This window comes from Klebsiella sp. JB_Kp031 (assembly GCF_040064295.1).
In the GTDB taxonomy this organism is placed as follows: Bacteria; Pseudomonadota; Gammaproteobacteria; order Enterobacterales; family Enterobacteriaceae; genus Klebsiella; species Klebsiella quasipneumoniae.
This window is the reverse complement of record NZ_JBEAJW010000029.1, coordinates 45,229-62,872: the sequence shown is the minus strand read 5'-3', so window position 1 is coordinate 62,872 and position 17,644 is coordinate 45,229. Positions and strand designations below refer to the sequence as shown.

Here is a 17,644-nt window from a genome sequence, read left to right as displayed (position 1 = left end):
CGGTCTTCCGGCGGGAAGGGGAGGCCATTATTTAGAAAAAGCGTACACCTTATTTAGCGTTAACTTTCAGCCTAATTAATCCCTGTTAATAAACATATTGTGACCAATTTATTTTTCACGATATGGCGCATCTTACCTGCAAAAAATAAAAATGAGGGTTTATTATGAGTCTCTGCTGTACCGACGTAAGTAAGAAAATAGTTTTTCCACTTTCGGCGCTGACGCTGGCGATATTCTCCAGCACCGCGCTGGCCGATACCTGGACCTGTGAGCAACTGGATAAACTGAATACCCGCTCAGCGCAGGTTGTCAGCCCTCCGTCGACCTGCGAATCGCTCATCGGCGATATTGGCGGCTTTCGCAGCGCGCTGGCCGACCGTGGCTGGGGTGTCCAGTTAAGCTGGAACCCGATGGTGATGTACGATCTGAAAGGCCAGTCCGCCGACCCGCAACAATATGCCGGGCAGAATTTTACCTGGTCACAAAATATGTCGCTGAACGTCACCTATGATTTAAGTCGAATTGGTTTTAGCAAAGACGCGCAATTTACTTTTTCTCCCCAGTGGGCGACCTCGAATTATCATGACAGCTATCCGGAACTGCATAATATTGCGGTGCTGGCGGTGAACCAGCCCTTATTAAACGGCCAGCTGGAGCTGCAGTATGGTTTTTATCCGTTAATTCGTCAGTTTTACGGCATGGTGCTGGGGGGCAACTCCTCCTCAGCCGCGCTGGGGCCGACCAGCGTGATACCGGTGCAGGTGGGGATCAGCCTCAATGCGCCGACGCCGACCTTCACCGCCATCGTCCGCGACAGCGATAAGAAATTCTATAACAACTTTGCCGTCAGCCGCAGTATGTCGCCTGCCGGACACCTCGACGACGTGGAGCAGAACCCCTCGGGGCTGAAATGGCACGTCGATGGCGCCAACCCGATCCTGGTAAACGAGTTTGGCTTTAAGCAGGCGGCGGGCGAGTCGCAGCGCTCGCTGTGGTTCCGCGCCGGGGCTATCTATAACACCTCGCACTACCAGTATTTTGACCAGCCCGGCGACAGCAGCAGTAACTATGCGTTCTACGTCGCCAACACCATGCAGCTGACCCAGCCGAAAAAGGGGCTTCCGCTGGGGCTGTATCTCGATGTGAAAGCGGACTATGCTCCGGACGATCGCAATGCTTACACCAGCGACTTCCAGGTGACCTTCTTTGACATCGGCCTGTTTCCCGGCCGAGAGCAGGATATGACCTCGCTGGGCTACACCCGCTCCTTTATCAGTAAGAAGTTCCGCGATTATGTCGGCGAGGCGGGAATGGAGGCGCCGCAGAGCATCAACGCCATCTCCCTGTCGCACGCCCTGCGCGTGACGAAAGGTATTTACTGGATCAACGGTATCACCTGGCAGGATAACCCGACGCTGGTGCCGAAGCATGAGTCGGCGGTCCTCTGGCAGTCCTCGATGTACTGGAACTTCTGACACAGACCGCCCGAGGATTTTAATCCCGCCCGTCGGTACGCTGCCGCCGGGCGGTTTTTTTATCGCGAACCGGCTGGCGCAGGAACAAAAAAAGAGGGCCGGCACGTTGCCGACCCTCTTTGCCATCGGTCCGGGCTTAGCCCCGGTGGCTGATTTTCCCGTCGGGAGTTAGCACGAAGTCAAAGGTTGCCCGGATATCGTCGCTGGCGAAACCCACCGCCAGCTGCCAGGGGCCGCTGGCCAGGTGCCATTCCTGGGCAGGCACCTGCCAGCGCTGCAGCGCGTGACGCGGCAGGACAAGGGTCAGGGCGGCCTCGTCGTGCGCCGGGACGTTGACCGCCGCAAACTCCGCCAGCGCCGACCAGGCCGTCTCCGGCCCCCGCATGTAGAGCTGGACCACTGCTTTCCCGGCGCGGGCGGCGCGGTTTTCCAACCGGCAGCTCAGCTGCAGAGCGTCCACCTTGTCGCCTGTCAGCGCAGCGGCGCTCAGGGTGATATCAGCATACCCCAGACCGTGGCCGAAGGCCCAGGCGGCGGGGCGTTCGCGGGCGTTAAACCAGCGATAGCCTACCTGCTGGCGCTCGTGATACCAGAGATCCCCCGCGGCGTCCGGCGTCAGACTGCGTACCGGATAGTCGTCCAGGCGCTGGGCGAAGGTGACCGGCAGGCGACCGCCAGGCTCACGATCCCCGGCCAGCACCGAGGCCAGCGCCGGGCCAAACTCCTGGCCAGGATACCAGACGACCATCACCGCCGCCGCGTCAGCCAGACACCCGGTATCCACCGGATGGGCGACATTCAGTACCACCACCGTCCGTGGGTTCGCCGCGCAGACGGCGCGGATCAGGGCAACCTGATGCGCCGGCAGCGCGGTAGCGTCCCGGTCGATGCTCTCCAGACCGGCATCGGCCGTTTCGCCTATCACCAGCACCACGCTGTCGGCCGCCCGGGCATGGTCGACCGCCTGCTGCAGCAGGTCGATGGTTTGCGGGGGCTGGCAGCCGAACCAGATGCCGTGGGCGATACTGCTGCCCAGCGCCATCTCGGCCCGGAAGGTCAGGTTTTCCCCCGCCTGCAGCGGAAATTCAAGACGGGTATGCGGGGCTTGCATCAGCTTGCCCATGATATCCCCCTCCAGCGCCTCGCCGTTGAAGGTCGCCACGCGCTCGCCGTTCAGCTGGAGGGCGATCTCCCCGGTGCCGCCGATCCAGAAGCCGTAGCGGCCGCTCACCGGCGCGGTGAACTGGCAGCTTACCGTCACGGTGGTGCGTTCGGTCAGGCGCAGCATGTCGCCGACGCCCGGCATATCGCGGAACCAGATCAGCGAGGAGGCGTCGCGCACCTCCTGATGAACCACGCCCCCGTCAGCGGTGGCGTAGGCAACGTCCAGGCCGCGCTCGCCGGCGGCGGTGCGCAGCGGCAAATGATGCAGAGGTGGGATGCGGTAATCGCTCTCCACCCCCTGGGCATAGCTTATTTCGACCCCAGCGGCGGAAAAGCGCTGGCGAATGGCCTCCAGAGGAGAGATCAGCCCCGGCATCAGCGCCACTCTGGCAAAGGTCCCGCCCTGGAAGCAGGGCGTTGTGGCGTTGGGGCCAATCACCGCCAGCCGCTGTCCCGCCTGCGCGGCGAGGGGCAGCAGCCGCTGGCGATTGTGCAGCAGGACAAACCCCGCCGCCGCCGCCTCTTCGAGGGTGTGACGCCGCTGCGCCTCGGCGGCGGCAGAGCCATCCCAGGGCAGGGGATGGCTGACCCGTTCGGCCAGCCGCGCCAGCCGGACGGCGGCATCGTCCAGCCGCCGGGCGTCGCTGTCGGTATCCATCAGCGCGGGCAGCAGTCGCTCGCCCATATGGCGGGCCGGGCCCGGCATCTCCAGATCCAGCCCGGCGCGGAAGCTGGCCGGGCCGTTCTGGGTGCCGAACCAGTCGGACATCACCAGCCCGTCCCAGCCGAGATCGCGCTTCAGCCACTGGCTGATGGCCTGATGCTGCTCGGCGCAATAGATCCCGTTCACCCGGTTATAGGCGGTCAGCATGCCCCAGACGCCGCGGCTGGCCGCCACTTCGAACGGCCAGAAATAGACTTCGCGCAGGGTGGCTTCATCGACGACCACGTTCATGGTCCGCCGATCGGTTTCCGAATCATTGCAGACCATATGCTTGACGATGCAGCCCACCCCCTGACGCTGGACGCCGTCGATCCACGCCGCGCCGAGCTCGGCGATATGCCGCGGGTCTTCGCCGAAAAGCTCAAACGCGCGGCCGGCAAGGGGGCTGCGCAACAGGTTCAGGTTAGGCGCCAGCAGCGCCTGTGTTCCGGTGCGCAGCGCCTCCTCGCCGATGACGCCGCCAACCCGGCTGACCAGTTGGCGGTCCCAGCTGGCGCCAAGCGCCAGCCCGCAGGGGCTGAGCAGGGCAATATCCCGCTCGTCAACCCGGCCGCCGGTGATCCCCATCGGGCCGTCGGACAGGGTGACTGAACCCAGCGTGGAGTGGGGGATAGGGTGGGTGGACCACATCCCCATCCCGGCGGTGAGCCGCGCTTTTTCGGCAACGCTAAGCGACAGACTGAGCGCAGGCATCGGCATGTCTCCGTAAGGGGGCGGCGGGGGCGAAGGCCAGCGCTTGTTCGGCTACGGTGGCCAGCGCGCGCTGGACCGCGTCGTCGGTGCAGCGGCCCTCGCTGTCGAACAGCGACACGCCGGCGGTGTTGAGGGTCACCCCCAGCGGAGTCGGCCAGCCGCGCAGGGCGTGAACGATCCCGCGCATGGCGCCGAGGGTGGTGTTGCAACCCTGCCAGCCGGCGGCGGTGACGATGCAGCCCACCGCCCGGCCATCAAGATAGACCCGGCTGTCGCCGCGCAAATCTTCCAGCAGGTCGATGGCGTTCTTCACCAGACCAGACACCCCGCCGTGGTAGCCCGGCGAGGCCAGCAGAATGCCGTCGGCCTGGCGCACGGCTTCCACAAATGCCGTCTCCTGCGGCGTGCGGGTGGTCACTTCCGGATTAAACGGCGGCAGGGCCGCCAGTTCAGCGCCGCCGAAAAGCTGGGTCTGCGCGCCGAGCGTGCGGGCGTGGGCCAGCGCGGCGGCGAGGGCGCGCTCGGTGCTGGAGCCCGGGCGGGTGGTGCCGCCGATGCCGATCAGCAGCGGCGGGCGTGAGAAAGCAGGCTTATTCATAGCAGGATCTCCCGGTTGGATTAGCGAAAGCGCGGCAGGATCTGGTCCGCGAACAACGTGATCGACTGCTGGCTCAGGCGCAGGCGCTCCTCGGTCAGCGGGCCGTTGGTGAAGCCGAGCAGCATGTTGCCGATGCCCAGCCGCTGATGGCGTTCCAGTTCCTCGGCGACGGTCTCCGGGCTGCCGTACAGGCACCAGGTTTTGATCCACTCTTCGCTGAAACAGTCCGGATGGCGGTGCAGCGTAACGCCGCTAAACTCTTCCGCTCGCTTGTTGTACTCATATTCCCGGTCGATGGCCTGCTGGTACCAGCCCATGATCTGCAGCATCTCCTCGCGGGCCTGCTCGTCGGTGGGGGCGATATGGACGCACTGCCAGGTGTGGGTGGTCCACGAGAGGCAATGGTTCACCACCTCGTCGCTATGGCCGGCGTTGAGCAGGGCATCGCGGTAGCGGGTGAAATAGTGGGTCAGCTGGCCAAACGGATCGTTGCTGGCCGGGATCGGCGGCGTAAACGCGGGAATAAAGGCCGGCCAGCCGTTGTCGGCGGCGCGCTGCATGCTGGTTTCACGCAGCGCCACCGGCATAATGCGGTTGAAGGGTTTTTGCCAGGGGGCAGGAACGATGCGCTGGACCACCGCGCCCTTATAGTGGCCGGTTTCGAAGATGATCGGATCGTCTTCAATATTTTTCTCCCACAGCCGCTGGACCAGATCGAGGTTCTCCTGCAGCAGGCTGGAGGCGTCCTTGTAGTTCACGCCAAAGCCGATCATCTCTTCCGGCGTGGTGCCGCTGCCGATGCCCACCAGCAGGCGGCCTTCGGTGAGTTGATCCAGCAGGTTAACGCGCTCGGCGAAGCGCACCGGGTGGTGCAGCGGGACGGTAGTCACCGACATGCCGAAATGGATCTTTTTCAGCTGGCCGGCCAGGTAGGCGGCGAAGACAAACGGATCGCTGGACATCGGCGCATAGCCGGTGAAGTGATGGTCTGGCATAAAGACCGCATCGAAGCCGCGATCTTCAGCCTGGCGCGCATGTTCGATCAGCGACTGCATGACAAAACGATCCTGCTCGGGGGCGGTGGAACGGCCGACGAGGAAAACAGAGAAACGCATAGCAACTCCTGGGTTGTGTGGTGGTTGTTATTATTAAATAGAACTAGAATTATGATTCTAGTTGTTTATCAAAGAATGAAAATGACCGCCATCACACTTTTGTCACATCGCCGACGGGGGAGTCGGGTGGGCAATTTGCAGCGCGGTCGCTAACTGCAATACACTGCGGGGGTTTTCTATGGATAAAGAGGTGAGAACTGCGATGACCGATCTTCCCGCGATGCGCCAGCCGAAACAGGACCGGAGCCGGGTGGCGCTGGAGCGGCTGATGGCCGCCAGCCGTGAAATCCTGCATGAAGGCACCTTTGAGCTGCTGACCATTGCTGAAATCAGTAAACGCTCGGGCGTTTCTGTCGGCTCGATCTATGCCCGCTTCGGCGGCAAAGAAGATCTGTTTATCGCCGTCATGATGGAGGTGATGCAGGAGCTGGACGCCGAATGGCAGCAGCTGATCCAGCAGCTGCACGCGCGCAATCTGCCGCTGCGCCAGCGGCTTCCGGCGCTGATGGATGTCCAGGCGGAGTATCTGCGTCGCCATGCCGGGATCCTGCGGCCGTTTATGGCGCGGGCGGATGATGAGCGCGTGGCGGGAATTGGGAAAGCCGCTTACCAGAAAAACGAGCAGACCTTTATCGACCAGCTGCTCGATGCCGCGGCGGAGATCCGCCACCCGGAGCCAGAGCAGGCCGCCCGCTTCTGCTTTACGGTTTCGTATGCCGCGCTGGCGCGCTTCCTCGGCCTGGGATCGGCGGCGGAAGCCGCCGGTGAGGGCGACTGGGAACAGCTCAAACGCCATCTGGGCATGATGTGTCTGAGCTATCTGATTACCCCCGTCGAGGCCGGCTAAGCCGCGGGATTTTACTTCGCTAACTGCCAGGCGCTGGCCTGCTTGTGCTGACGCAGGCGCTGGCTATGGCGGGAGAAAGTATAAAGAAATATCGCGGCGGCCAGCACCAGCGCCGCGATGCCGAGCGTCAGGAAGGCGCTCAGCACATCGTTCCCGGCCCGCAGGCGGATCGCGCCAACGATGATCGGGCTGACAAACATGCCCGCGAAGAAGGCCCCGGACCAGGCGCCCATCGCCCGGCCGCAGTAGGCGGGCGGAATCAGCGACCCTACCCAGTAAATCATTGCGTTAATCGCCATGCCGGCTCCCAGCTGCTGGATGGCGGAGCCGATCCCCATGGCGATCGCCGTCCGTGATTCACCCACCCCCAGCATCCCGATCCCCATCAGGCAGAGCATGATGGCGAGCACGCGCTCCGGCGTATAGCGGCGGGAGACCAGACCGAACAGCAGCGAACCGACCGGCACGGCGAGGCTGACCAGCGACATAATCAGGCCAATACGCTGCGGACTGGCGTTTTGCAGGGTATGAAAGGCGTTGGCGCCATTGATGGTGTACACGTAATAAATGATGGCGCAGACAAAGGTCAGCACGCTGAGGGCGATCACTCGCGGCCACGGAAACGGATTATGCTGCGCCGCCTGGGCGGCGTGCTGCGGACGGGCCGCCTGAGCCGGTTCGAACATCCAGAAGTACATCGCCAGGAACAGCAGGATGGCGACAAAGTAGATCATAAAGGCGCCGTTCCAGCGCAGGGCGGTCAGATAGCCGGAGCTGGCCAGCACCAGCACCGCCAGCGCCGGGCCAATCACTCCCTGCACCGTCAGCCAGAAGCGGCGCTGTTTGTCGTCAAAGTAATCGATCAGCATGGTGTTAGCGATGGTCAACACCACCGCCTCCGCCAGCCCGACGCCGAGGCGGCTGCAAAAGATGCCGGTCAGGGAGGTGATGTACAGCGGCATAGTGCCGCAGATGCCATACAACAGCGTGGCGCTGAGCAGCAGTTTACGGCGGCCAAATTTATCCGCCAGCCAGCCGGTGCACGGCCCGGCGATGGCGATCACCAGTCCGGGCGCGGTCAGCATCAGCGGCACCAGGGTTTCGACATAAGGCACCCCGGCAAAGTGCTGGATCAGCGTCGGGACCGCCGGCGCCAGGGAAACGATCGCCAGGATGGGCAGAAAGGCGGTCAGGGCGATGATGATGCCCTGGATCGCGCCGGCTTGTGGCGCGTGGGGCGGATTCAGGCTATGGCTCACGACGTTCTCCTTTTATCGCGCGGGTCGCCTGTCGTTGGCGGCGGCGCGGTTTTTTAGTATGCAGGTCAGGGATACAGGTGGCGGCGGGAATAGCCGCGGATTTAAGAGTAGGAGCAGGAACGGCGCGGGGAAAAATTGTGATTACGTATGTGATCCATCACAAACAAAAATACCATTGGTTTTATGTGGATTTTGCGGCAATAAAAAGGCGACCGATGTCGCCTTTCGCGAGAAGCCGGGGCCGCTTTTGCCCCGGTAAGCCAGAGGCGCTACAGCAGGCGCGCCACGATATCGTCAGCGGCGAGGATCGCCAGCGCGACGCTGGTCAGCGTCGGGTTGCAGGCGGTTGAGGTGGGGATCACGCCGTTGCCGCCGACGTACAGATTGTGAAAACCCCACACCCGCGAGCGGCGGTCGGCCACGCTGGTGCCGTCGTTCGCTTCTCCCAGGCGACAAGTTCCCTGGTAATGCAGCGAGGTGCCCGCCGGCAGGATAATGGCCTCACCGCCGGGCGCGACGCGGCCCAGCACGGCGCCGACGCGTTCGGTCACCGCCACCGCCTGCTGTAAACGGCGGCGATCGCCGTCGGTTAACTGGTAGTTCAGCTGCATTTTCGGCAGCCCTACGGCGTCGGTGTCATCACTGAAGACGATTCGAGCCTCCTCGCGCAGCTCCTTGGCGAGAAACAGCCCCAGGCCCACCACCGGCTTCGTCGGAGTCCCCGGCGGCTGGGTAAAGGCGATCGGCGAAGTATCCATCTGCATCAGCTGACCGTGGAACGGGAAATCAGGCTCATGGAACGGCAGCCAGGTGACGCCGGAGACATTGTCCCGTCCGTCGCGCAGCGGGGAGGTCGGCGCGGCGGCGGCCGGCGGGGCGTCCACTTCAATCAGGGCAATCACCTGCGGCTGGTCGTTGAGCCAGCGCCCCAGCGCCCGCGGACGGATGCCCGAGGCGTACAGCAGCTGCGGGGTACGCAGCGCATCGGCGGCGACCACTACCGCTTTGGCCGTCACCACGTACTGCTCGCCGGTACGCAGATCGCGCAGCTCCGCCCCGCAGGCGACGCCGTCTTCACTGAGGATCCGGGTGCACAGGGTGGCGGTACGGATCTCCACCCCGCGGTGGCGGCGAGTCTCTTCCTCCGCCAGCTCGCCAAGCACCACGTCGACGCCGGACCAGCGCGGCTTGCCATCCGGCGTCGCGGCGCAGGCCAGCGGCATAGGCTGCGCCAGCCGCGCCGGCGGACGGTCGCTGGCGAAGTGCTGATTAAGGGCATCGACGATTTGCCGGCCGATGGCGGTGGCCGGAAATCCTTCGCGGGTCACCTGCAGATAATGCTCAGCCGACTCCCAGGCGTCGGCCATCTCGCGGGGATCGAGAAAGGGAATGACTTCGCTGCCGCCCGGTCGCGGACAGGCGCAGGTCCAGTGGACGCCCATGCCGCCGAGGTTAGTGGAGAGCGCGGCGGCCGGCATGCCGCTGTGGGGCGCCGTCGGGTCGAGAAGATGGGTGCCGGGCCGCGCCTGCAGGGCGTCTGCCGGCAGGTTTTCCGGCAGGGCGGCCAGCGGAAACGCCCGGGCGCGGTCGTAGGCCGTTTCCCGCTGCGCTGGCGCCAGGTTGCGGATATTAACCCCGGTGGCGGGCGTCAGCGCTTCGCCGGCTTCCACCACCAGGATCCGCGCGGCGCGGCGGTCGGCAATCCGCCGCGCGAAAGCGGCGCCTACCGGGCCGCTGCCAATAATCAGTACATCGATGTTCTCATCCATATCAGTCCTTGCCTTTGTTGTTCTCCGGGCGCATGCCCGTTGCAGGTGTACAGAAAATAGGTACTACAGCTTTGTGCGTCCTGATAAATGGTTCCTCATGATAGCAGCCATTGCCGGACGCGATAGGTCATGGCTTCCCTGGCGGGGGAAGCACCGAGACGGGCAGCAGGCGGCTGAGGGCGGCAATCGCCAGCAGGATCAGGGCGCCAAGGGTCAGCAGGGTGATAAATGCCCCGCGCCAGGCGTCCGGCGCGGAGGCGCTTTGCGCCAGATAGAAACCGCCAAGGGTCGCCATGCCGAGGGCGGCGCCAAACTGCTGGCCGGTGCGAAATAATCCCGACGCCGCGCCGGCGTGGGCCACCGGGATCGCCGCCATGGCAAAGGCCGGCAGCGGGGCGGAGATAAGCCCCATCCCACAGCCGCACAGGCCGAACCCGAGACCCAGCGCGGTCAGCGCCAGCGTCCCCGGCGCCGCGGCGATCCCGTAGCCCATCAGCAGCAGGCCGCTCATCTGCACGGCCACCCCGACCAGCGTCACGTTACGCCCAAGACGAGGCGATAGCCGGCGGCCGGCGACGGCGATGGAAAACATCGCCCCGAGGGCGAAGGGGATGTGCAGCAGGGCGGTATGGAACGGGCTGAAGCCCAGCCCGTTCTGCAGCACCAGCGCGGTGGCCAGCAGCAGCGAGGCGGTGGTCAGTTGATAGAGCAGGGTGATGACGATCCCGGCGCGAAAGAAGCGGTCGCGCAGCACCGCGGGGGGTAACAACAGCGTGCCGCCCCGGCGTTCACGGCCCAGCAGATGTCGCCAGAGGAGGGCCACCGTGATGAGCGACAGCAGCGGCGGCAGCGCCATCCATAGCGGCCAGCGCAGGGCGGGGCCTTCGATCAGGGTGAGCAGCAGCGCGCCGCCGCCCACCACCGCCAGCAGGGTACCCAGCGGATCGATACCTTTGGCCGCCGGGCTGCGCACCGCCGGCAGCGCCCGCCAGGCCAGTATCACGGCGACGACGATCACCGGCACGTTGATCAAAAAGATCGGCCGCCAGCTGAGGCCGAACAGATTGCTTTCGATGATGATCCCGCCGAGCACCGGGCCGAGGATCCCGGCGGCGCCGCCGAGCAGGCCGAAAATACTCATCACCCGGAAACGCTCGTGCGGGCGATACAGCACCTGCATCAGGGAGAGAATTTGCGGGCCCATCATCGCCCCGCTGGCCCCCTGCGCAATACGCATCGCCACCAGCATCTCCGGGCTGGCGGCCAGTCCGCAGCCGGCCGACGCAGCGCCAAACGCCAGCAGGCCGCTGATAAACAGCCGCCGGTAGCCATACAGATCGCCGAGCCGACCGCCGGTGAGCAGCAGAATGGAGAAAAAGAACAGGTAGCCGGTGACCACCCATTCAATTTGCCGCGGGCTGGCGAGCAGATCCCGCTGTACCACCGGGATGGCGACATTAATGATCGAGACGTCGATGATCTCCAGCACCAGCGCTATCGAAACCACCAGCGTGGCCAGCGTGCGCTGCCGCTCGCTGGTATAGGGAGGCGCCTGAACCGCGGCCGCCGAAGCGTTATTGAGCATGATGTACCTTCAGGTTTGGTTAAAAACTTGTTAAATAATGTTGACAATTTATAGCAACCAGAGATTAGAATTAGAGCACTCATTCTGGTTGTGCCGCGTCAGATCCTGCTGTTGACCGCGAAGCCAGAAGGGAAGGCGTCACACTGCCGCTCCGAAACAGAATAAGAATTCTTATTCTAATTTTGTTTGTTTTGATCTGGCAAGTAGAGAAGGGGGTCGGATGTATTTGTCCGCATGTATTGAATGGCTGTTTCGTGAAGAGTATCCCGATTTCAGCGATCGGGTCCGGGCGGCGAAAGCGCAGGGATTCAGCCACGTTGAGTTTCATCTCTGGCGTGATAAACCGCTGGCGGCGCTGGCGCAGGCGCTGGAGGAGACCGGCGTGAGGCTGTCGAGCTTCGTGGTGGAGCCCCGGCGCAGCCTGGTGGATCCGGCGGAGCATGAGCAGTTTCTGGCGGCAGTGAGCGACAGCCTGGCGGCCTCGCGCCAGCTGGGGTCGCCGCCGCTGGTGGTGGCCTCCGGCTTCAGCCGCGAAGGGGTGGCGATCGCCGAACAGCAGGCGCAGGCGATCCACATCCTGCGCCAGGCGGCGACGCTGGCGGAAGCCGCCGGGGTCACTCTGCTGCTGGAGCCGCTCAACACCCGCATCGATCATCCGGGGATGTTCTTAAACGACACCCGGCTGGCGCTGGACATTATCGAGGCGGTCGACAGCCCGCGGCTGCAGCTACTGTTTGACGTCTATCACTCGATGGTGATGGAAGAGGAGATGGAGGAGGTGCTCGGCGGCAGAATGCATCGGGTGGGGCACGTGCAGATAGCGCAGGCGCCGGATCGTAACGAACCGGATCCGCGCAGCGGCGAGTGGCCCAATGTGATCGCCCGGCTGCAACGCCTGGGCTACAACGGGGCCATTGGCCTGGAGTATAAACCGTCGCTGCCCGCAGCGGCCTCGGTGGCCCGCGCCCGCGAAGCGACCGGCTTATCCTGTTAACCAACTTACCTGGTACTTTTATGACTCAGAAAATAAAACGCGGCGTCAGTCTGTACAGTTTTCAGAATGAGACCTATCTCGGCAAGATGTCCCTCGATCAGGCGATCGGTCACTGCGCGGCGTTCGGCGCCCGCGGCATTGAAGTCGTCGGCGAACAGACCTTCGCCGGCTGGCCGGAGTGCGGCATGCCGGAGGCGGCGATCGCCGACTGGCACCGTCTGATGCAGCGCCATGACACGGTGCCGGTGTGCCATGACTTTATGCTCGACTATAAGCGTTATAAAGACCGGCCGATGCCGTTTGACGAGCAGGTGCGCAGCGTGCAAAACGACATCGATTTTGCCGCCCGGCTGGGCATGCGCTTTATCCGCTCTCTGGTTTCCGTGGCGCCGGAGGTGCTGGTGGCGGCGGCGCCGTATGCGGAAGACAAAGGGATCACCATTCTGCTGGAAGTGCACGCCCCGCTGCATTTCGATCATCCGTGGATTATTCGTCATGCCGAAGCCTATGAAAAAGCCAATACCCGGGCGCTGGGCTTCCTGCCGGATATGGGAATGTTTTTAGCCCGCTTCCCGCGGGTGTGGAAAGAGCGCTTTATTCGTAACGGTTGCCCACAGGCGGCAGCGGATTTTATCGAGAAAGCCTATGAGGAGCGGACGCTCAGCGAATACGTGATCCTGGATGTGATGCAAAAATGGGGACCAGGCCCGCAGCTGGCGATGGCGGAAACGCTGCGCCACAACGCGGCGTTCGAGCCGAAGCGGATGCTCGATTTTATGCCGCGGATCCACAACATTCATGCCAAATTCTATGAGATGACCGATGAGATAAGCGAGTGGTCGATTCCCTACGATGAGATCTTCCGCGTGCTGCAGAAGGGCGGCTATGAGGGGTATGTGTGCTCCGAGTATGAAGGCAACCGCTGGGTGGAAGACGCGCAGGAGGTGGACAGCCTGGAGCAGGTCCGCCGCCAGCAGCTGATGTTCTGTCGCCTGTTAGATGAAACCCCACCCCCGGCGCTGCTGGGCCAGTAAGGAGCATTATCATGTTTGATCAGCATATTATCTGCCGCGAAGGTTTCAGTAACGTCACCCGCGACGGAGAAGTTATCGGCGTGCGCTTTTTGGCCCGTCTGCCTTACTACCGCGGTCTGGGTCTGTCGATGGTGGAAGATATCGCCGTGACCCTCAACGGCGAAGCCATCCCGCGGCAGGCGATCCGCCTGGCGCTGCGCGGCCGGGAGTGGACGCTCGACGAGCTGGAGAGCGTCTACGACGACCGGTGGAACTTCGGTGAAAAGGCGACCATCACGGTGCTCAAACCCGGTGGCCTGCCGGCCGGCTGGCATCGCCTGAAGGTGGCCGAGAGGCTGCGGATCTCCTATCTGCCGTTTGTGCCGGTGACCACCTTTGAAACCGAGCTGGAATTAACGGCATAACACCCTGCAGGATCCGCTGCCGTTATGGCAGCGGATTTCTATACCACGGGGCAGCCACCGGGGAGCGCTGAGGAGATTGCCGTCCAGTCAAACCGCTTCGGAAGAGCGCGGTTTCTCAGCCCGCCTGTGCAGACGAAATAGGAAAATTTACTTCGCAGGCTAACCGCAGATTGCTTCAAAAAAATTCCCGTATTTGTTATATTGTTGTTCATTGATTACTCACCTCTGCGGTGCCAAAAAGAACAAGATTCACCGCAACCCAGGACAAAACCATGTTAGATTACCGCTTCCCGACAGCTTTGCAGATGGTTCTCAGCGTAGCAATGGCGGAGCAGATGGGTGAACGTTCAACGAGTGCGATTCTGGCCTACGGCCTGGAAGCCAACCCGAGCTTTATCCGCAAATTAATGGTTCCGCTCACCCGTGACGGCATCATTGTCTCCACGCTTGGCCGCAACGGCTCTATTCATCTTGGCCGCCCGGCGGACAAAATCACTCTGCGTGATATCTACCTTTCCGTTATCGAAGATAAAAAACTGTGGGCGTCGCGTCCTGAGGTCCCGGCCCGCTGCGTGGTCAGCGCCAACGCCTGCTGGTACTTCAAATCGGTCGCTGACGAAGCGGAGCAGGCTTCGCTCAACGTCCTCGCTCGCCATACCGTGGCCAGCGCGCTGGAGGCGCTCAAAAACGCCGATACCAGCGGCTGCGACCCGGTACCGGAAATGATCGCCCGCTTTAAAAAAGCGCATTAATCATTTTCTGGTGACGAAAAAAAACCGCCTTCAAATTGTGAAGGCGGTTTTTTGTTATCTGCTGCAGGCTAGGCGGGCAGATCCTCCTGGACCGGCTTACTGCGGGTCACCAGTTTCCGTAGCGTCACGTAAAACACCGGTGTCAGGAACAGACCGAACAGCGTCACCCCCAGCATCCCGGAGAACACCGTGATCCCGGTGACGCCGCGAACTTCCGCTCCTGCGCCGTGGCCGAGGATCAGCGGAATGGTCCCGGCGATAAAGGCGATGGAGGTCATCACAATCGGGCGCAGACGCAGGCGGCACGCCTCCAGCGCGGCCTCCATGATGCCTTTGCCCTGAATCTCCAGCTCGCGGGCAAACTCGACGATCAGAATGGCGTTTTTACAGGCCAGGCCCATCAGGACCACCAGCCCCACCTGCACGAAGACGTTGTTATCGCCCCCGGTCAGCCAGACGCCAAATAGCGCGGAGAGCATCGTCATCGGCACGATAAGGATCACCGCCAGCGGCAGGGTCCAGCTTTCATACAGCGCTGCCAGCACGAGGAACGCCAGCAGCACCGCCACCGGGAAGACGATCAGCGCCGTGTTGCCCTGAGTGGCCTGCTGGAAGCTGAGATCCGTCCATTCAATATTCATCCCATTCGGCAGCACCTGTTTAGACATGGCGTCCAGCAGCGTCATCGCCTGCGAGGAGGAGAGAACGCGCGGATCGGCATCGCCAATCAGGTCCGCCGCCGGATAACCGTTGTAGCGGATCACCGGATCCGGCCCGTAGGTGGTACTGATATTCACCATACTGCCGATCGGCACCATTTCGCCCTGATTATTGCGGGTGCGCAGATTGGCGATATCTTCCACGCTCTCGCGGTATGGTCCGTCAGCCTGGGCCATCACGCGCCAGGTACGCCCGAACTGGTTAAAGTCATTGACATAAGACGAGCCGAGATAGGTCTGCAGCGTGCCGAACAGATCGGTCAGCGATACCCCCTGCGCTTTCGCCTTATCGCGATCGACCTGCACGTCCAGCTGCGGCACGTTAGCCTGGTAGGTCGAGATCGGGAAGTGCATCCCCGGCGTCTGCATAATCGTCCCGGACATCGCATTCACCGCGCTTTGCAGCGCGCCATAGCCCAGCCCACCGCGATCCTGGATGTAAAGGGAGTAGCCGGAGCCCTGACCCAGTCCTAAAATCGGCGGCGGCAGGATGGAGAAGCCAAAGCCCTGCTGGATTTGCGCGATTTTAGCGTTGATTTCCGCATTGATTTCCGCCGCCGAGTGTTTGCGCTGGTCGAACGGTTTCAGGCCAAAAAAGACCGTCCCGGTATTCGGCGTGTTGGTGAACTGCAGCGCATTAAGACCGGGGAAGGCGACCGCATAATCGACCCCTTCGGTATTCATCCCAATCTCGCTCATTTTGCGGATCACCGCATCGGTGCGCGCCAGCGACGAACCTTCCGGCATCTTCACGCCGCCAATCAGGTACAGTTTGTCCTGGGTGGGAATAAATCCGCCGGGAACGACTTTAAACATCACCCCTGCGGCGCAGAGCAGCAGCAGGTACACCACAAACACTGCGCCACGGCGACCGAGGGTTTTACTCACCAGCCCCTGATAGCCGTTCGAGCTGCGCAGGAAAAAGCGGTTAAACGGACGGAAAATCCAGCCAAACAGACGATCGATCAGCCGGGTAGGGAGGTCTTTCTTCGCGCCGTGCGGCTTTAACAGCAGGGCCGCCAGCGCCGGGGAGAGCGTCAGCGAGTTGATGGCCGAGATCACCGTGGAGATGGCGATGGTCACCGCAAACTGCTTGTAGAACTGACCGGTAACGCCTGAGAGAAACGCCATTGGCACGAACACCGCGCACAGCACCAGCGCAATAGCGATAATCGGCCCGGAGACCTCTCGCATCGCCTGATGCGCCGCGGCAAGCGGCGCAAGCCCCTCTTCGATATTGCGCTCGACGTTTTCCACCACCACGATGGCATCATCCACCACGATACCAATCGCCAGTACCAGCCCGAACAGACTCAGGGTATTCAGCGAGAAGCCCAGCAGATAGAGAATGCTGAAGGTACCGACCACCGATACCGGCACCGCGATCAGCGGGATAATCGATGCGCGCCAGGTCTGCAGGAACAGGATCACCACCAGTACCACCAGCACTACCGCCTCCAGCAGCGTCTGCACCACCGCGCGGATGGAGTCGCGGACGAAAACCGTCGGGTCGTACGGCGCCGCCCACTTCATATCTTCCGGGAAGCGGGTGGCCAGCTCGGCCATTTTGGCACGCACGGCGTTCGACAAATCGATGGCGTTAGCCCCCGGGGACTGGAAGATACCGATCCCGACCGCATCCTTATTGTTGAGCTGGGAGCGCAGCGCATAGCTACCGGAACCCATCTCGATGCGCGCCACGTCGCGCAGGCGGACCAGCGAGCCGTCCTGCGCCGTTTTCAGAATGATATTGCCAAACTCTTCTTCGGTATGCAGACGGCCCTGGGCGTTAATCGAGATCAGGAAGTCGCTCTCCTGCGGCAGCGGCTCGGCGCCAAGCTGACCGGCGGAGACCTGGACGTTCTGCTCCTGCATCGCCGTCACCACATCCGAGGCCGTCAGACCGCGGGCGGCCACCTTGTTGGGATCCAGCCAGACGCGCATCGCGTATTCGCCGGAGCCAAATATCTGGATCTGGCCGACGCCGGGCAGGCGCGCCAGCTCATCCTTCACCTTCAGCGTGGCGTAGTTGCGCATATACAGCGAGTCGTACTTACCGTTAGGCGAAAACAGATGTACCACCAGGGTCAGCGTCGGGGACTGTTTCTGGGTGGTGATCCCCAGACGGCGCACATCCTCCGGCAGACGCGCCTCGGCCTGCGCGACCCGGTTCTGCACCTGAACCTGCGCCTGATCCGGGTCGGTACCCGGGCGGAAGGTCACGGTGGTCACCAGCACGCCGTCGGAGCCGGCGACCGATTTCATGTACATCATGTTTTCAACGCCGTTGATCGCTTCCTCCAGCGGCGTCGCCACGGTCTCGGCGATCACTTTCGGGTTGGCGCCGGGATACTCCGCGCGCACCTGCACGCTGGGCGGCACGACGTCAGGATATTCGCTCACCGGCAGCAGCGGGATGGCGATTAACCCGGTGATAAAAATTAAAATCGACAGCACTGCGGCGAAAATGGGCCTGTCGATAAAAAAGCGGGAAAAGTCCATGTCTTGGATT

Annotated in this window: 13 protein-coding genes; 6 read left to right on the top strand and 7 right to left on the bottom strand. The window is 62.6% G+C overall.

Annotated elements, in window-relative coordinates:
• The first annotated feature begins 164 nt into the window (after window positions 1-164).
• Complete coding sequence (locus ABLV64_RS13555; protein WP_043521376.1) at window positions 165-1,475, top strand: carbohydrate porin; 1,311 nt, start codon at window positions 165-167, stop codon at window positions 1,473-1,475.
• Between the two features lie 136 nt (window positions 1,476-1,611).
• On the opposite strand, the gene ABLV64_RS13550 is transcribed toward ABLV64_RS13555, so the two are convergent.
• The 3 genes from ABLV64_RS13550 to ABLV64_RS13540 are packed head-to-tail and all read right to left on the bottom strand — an operon-like array spanning window position 1,612 to window position 5,769.
• Complete coding sequence (locus ABLV64_RS13550; protein WP_348843347.1) at window positions 1,612-4,056, bottom strand: glycoside hydrolase family 3 C-terminal domain-containing protein; 2,445 nt, start codon at window positions 4,054-4,056, stop codon at window positions 1,612-1,614.
• The gene (locus tag ABLV64_RS13545; RefSeq protein ID WP_109882703.1) at window positions 4,031-4,654 is read right to left on the bottom strand and encodes an NADPH-dependent FMN reductase; all 624 of its coding nucleotides are present in this window, start codon (window positions 4,652-4,654) and stop codon (window positions 4,031-4,033) included. Before ABLV64_RS13545 ends, ABLV64_RS13550 begins: the two co-directional genes overlap by 26 nt.
• 20 nt (window positions 4,655-4,674) lie before the next feature.
• Window positions 4,675-5,769: an LLM class flavin-dependent oxidoreductase gene (locus tag ABLV64_RS13540; protein ID WP_135722328.1), complete on the bottom strand. Its 1,095-nt coding sequence runs from the start codon at window positions 5,767-5,769 to the stop codon at window positions 4,675-4,677.
• Between the two features lie 202 nt (window positions 5,770-5,971).
• On the opposite strand from ABLV64_RS13540, the gene ABLV64_RS13535 reads away from it, so the two are divergent.
• Complete coding sequence (locus tag ABLV64_RS13535; protein WP_048325409.1) at window positions 5,972-6,616, top strand: TetR/AcrR family transcriptional regulator; 645 nt, start codon at window positions 5,972-5,974, stop codon at window positions 6,614-6,616.
• An 11-nt stretch (window positions 6,617-6,627) separates the two neighbouring features.
• Here the strand turns inward: ABLV64_RS13535 and ABLV64_RS13530 are convergent, their stop codons facing one another.
• The 3 genes from ABLV64_RS13530 to ABLV64_RS13520 all read right to left on the bottom strand — a co-directional run bounded on the left by ABLV64_RS13530 (window position 6,628) and on the right by ABLV64_RS13520 (window position 11,229).
• Window positions 6,628-7,875, bottom strand: coding sequence for an MFS transporter (locus ABLV64_RS13530; protein WP_064795148.1), 1,248 nt, complete (start codon window positions 7,873-7,875; stop codon window positions 6,628-6,630).
• 269 nt (window positions 7,876-8,144) lie between these two features.
• Entirely contained in the window at window positions 8,145-9,644 is a 1,500-nt protein-coding gene (locus tag ABLV64_RS13525) for a GMC oxidoreductase (protein WP_217324736.1), read from the bottom strand.
• A gap of 127 nt (window positions 9,645-9,771) precedes the next feature.
• Window positions 9,772-11,229 (bottom strand): MFS transporter, encoded by a 1,458-nt coding sequence (locus ABLV64_RS13520; RefSeq protein ID WP_217324737.1) that lies wholly within the window; start codon window positions 11,227-11,229, stop codon window positions 9,772-9,774.
• A gap of 220 nt (window positions 11,230-11,449) precedes the next feature.
• Here ABLV64_RS13520 and ABLV64_RS13515 point away from each other — a divergent pair, with 220 nt between their 5' ends.
• The 4 genes from ABLV64_RS13515 (at window position 11,450) to ABLV64_RS13500 (ending at window position 14,413) form a co-directional block, all read left to right on the top strand.
• On the top strand, window positions 11,450-12,223 hold the full coding sequence (locus ABLV64_RS13515) for a TIM barrel protein (protein ID WP_043521383.1): 774 nt from the start codon (window positions 11,450-11,452) through the stop codon (window positions 12,221-12,223).
• 20 nt (window positions 12,224-12,243) lie between these two features.
• On the top strand, window positions 12,244-13,257 hold the full coding sequence (locus tag ABLV64_RS13510; RefSeq protein ID WP_023290705.1) for a TIM barrel protein: 1,014 nt from the start codon (window positions 12,244-12,246) through the stop codon (window positions 13,255-13,257).
• Between the two features lie 11 nt (window positions 13,258-13,268).
• Window positions 13,269-13,661 carry a DUF6379 domain-containing protein gene (locus ABLV64_RS13505; protein ID WP_048325404.1) on the top strand — a complete coding sequence of 131 codons (393 nt, stop codon included), beginning with the start codon at window positions 13,269-13,271 and terminating at the stop codon, window positions 13,659-13,661.
• A 272-nt stretch (window positions 13,662-13,933) separates the two neighbouring features.
• The gene (locus ABLV64_RS13500; protein ID WP_004205761.1) at window positions 13,934-14,413 is read left to right on the top strand and encodes an Rrf2 family transcriptional regulator; all 480 of its coding nucleotides are present in this window, start codon (window positions 13,934-13,936) and stop codon (window positions 14,411-14,413) included.
• Between the two features lie 68 nt (window positions 14,414-14,481).
• On the opposite strand, the gene oqxB is transcribed toward ABLV64_RS13500, so the two are convergent.
• Window positions 14,482-17,634 carry a multidrug efflux RND transporter permease subunit OqxB gene (gene oqxB, locus ABLV64_RS13495; protein ID WP_004205762.1) on the bottom strand — a complete coding sequence of 1,051 codons (3,153 nt, stop codon included), beginning with the start codon at window positions 17,632-17,634 and terminating at the stop codon, window positions 14,482-14,484.
• Window positions 17,635-17,644 lie beyond the last annotated feature (10 nt).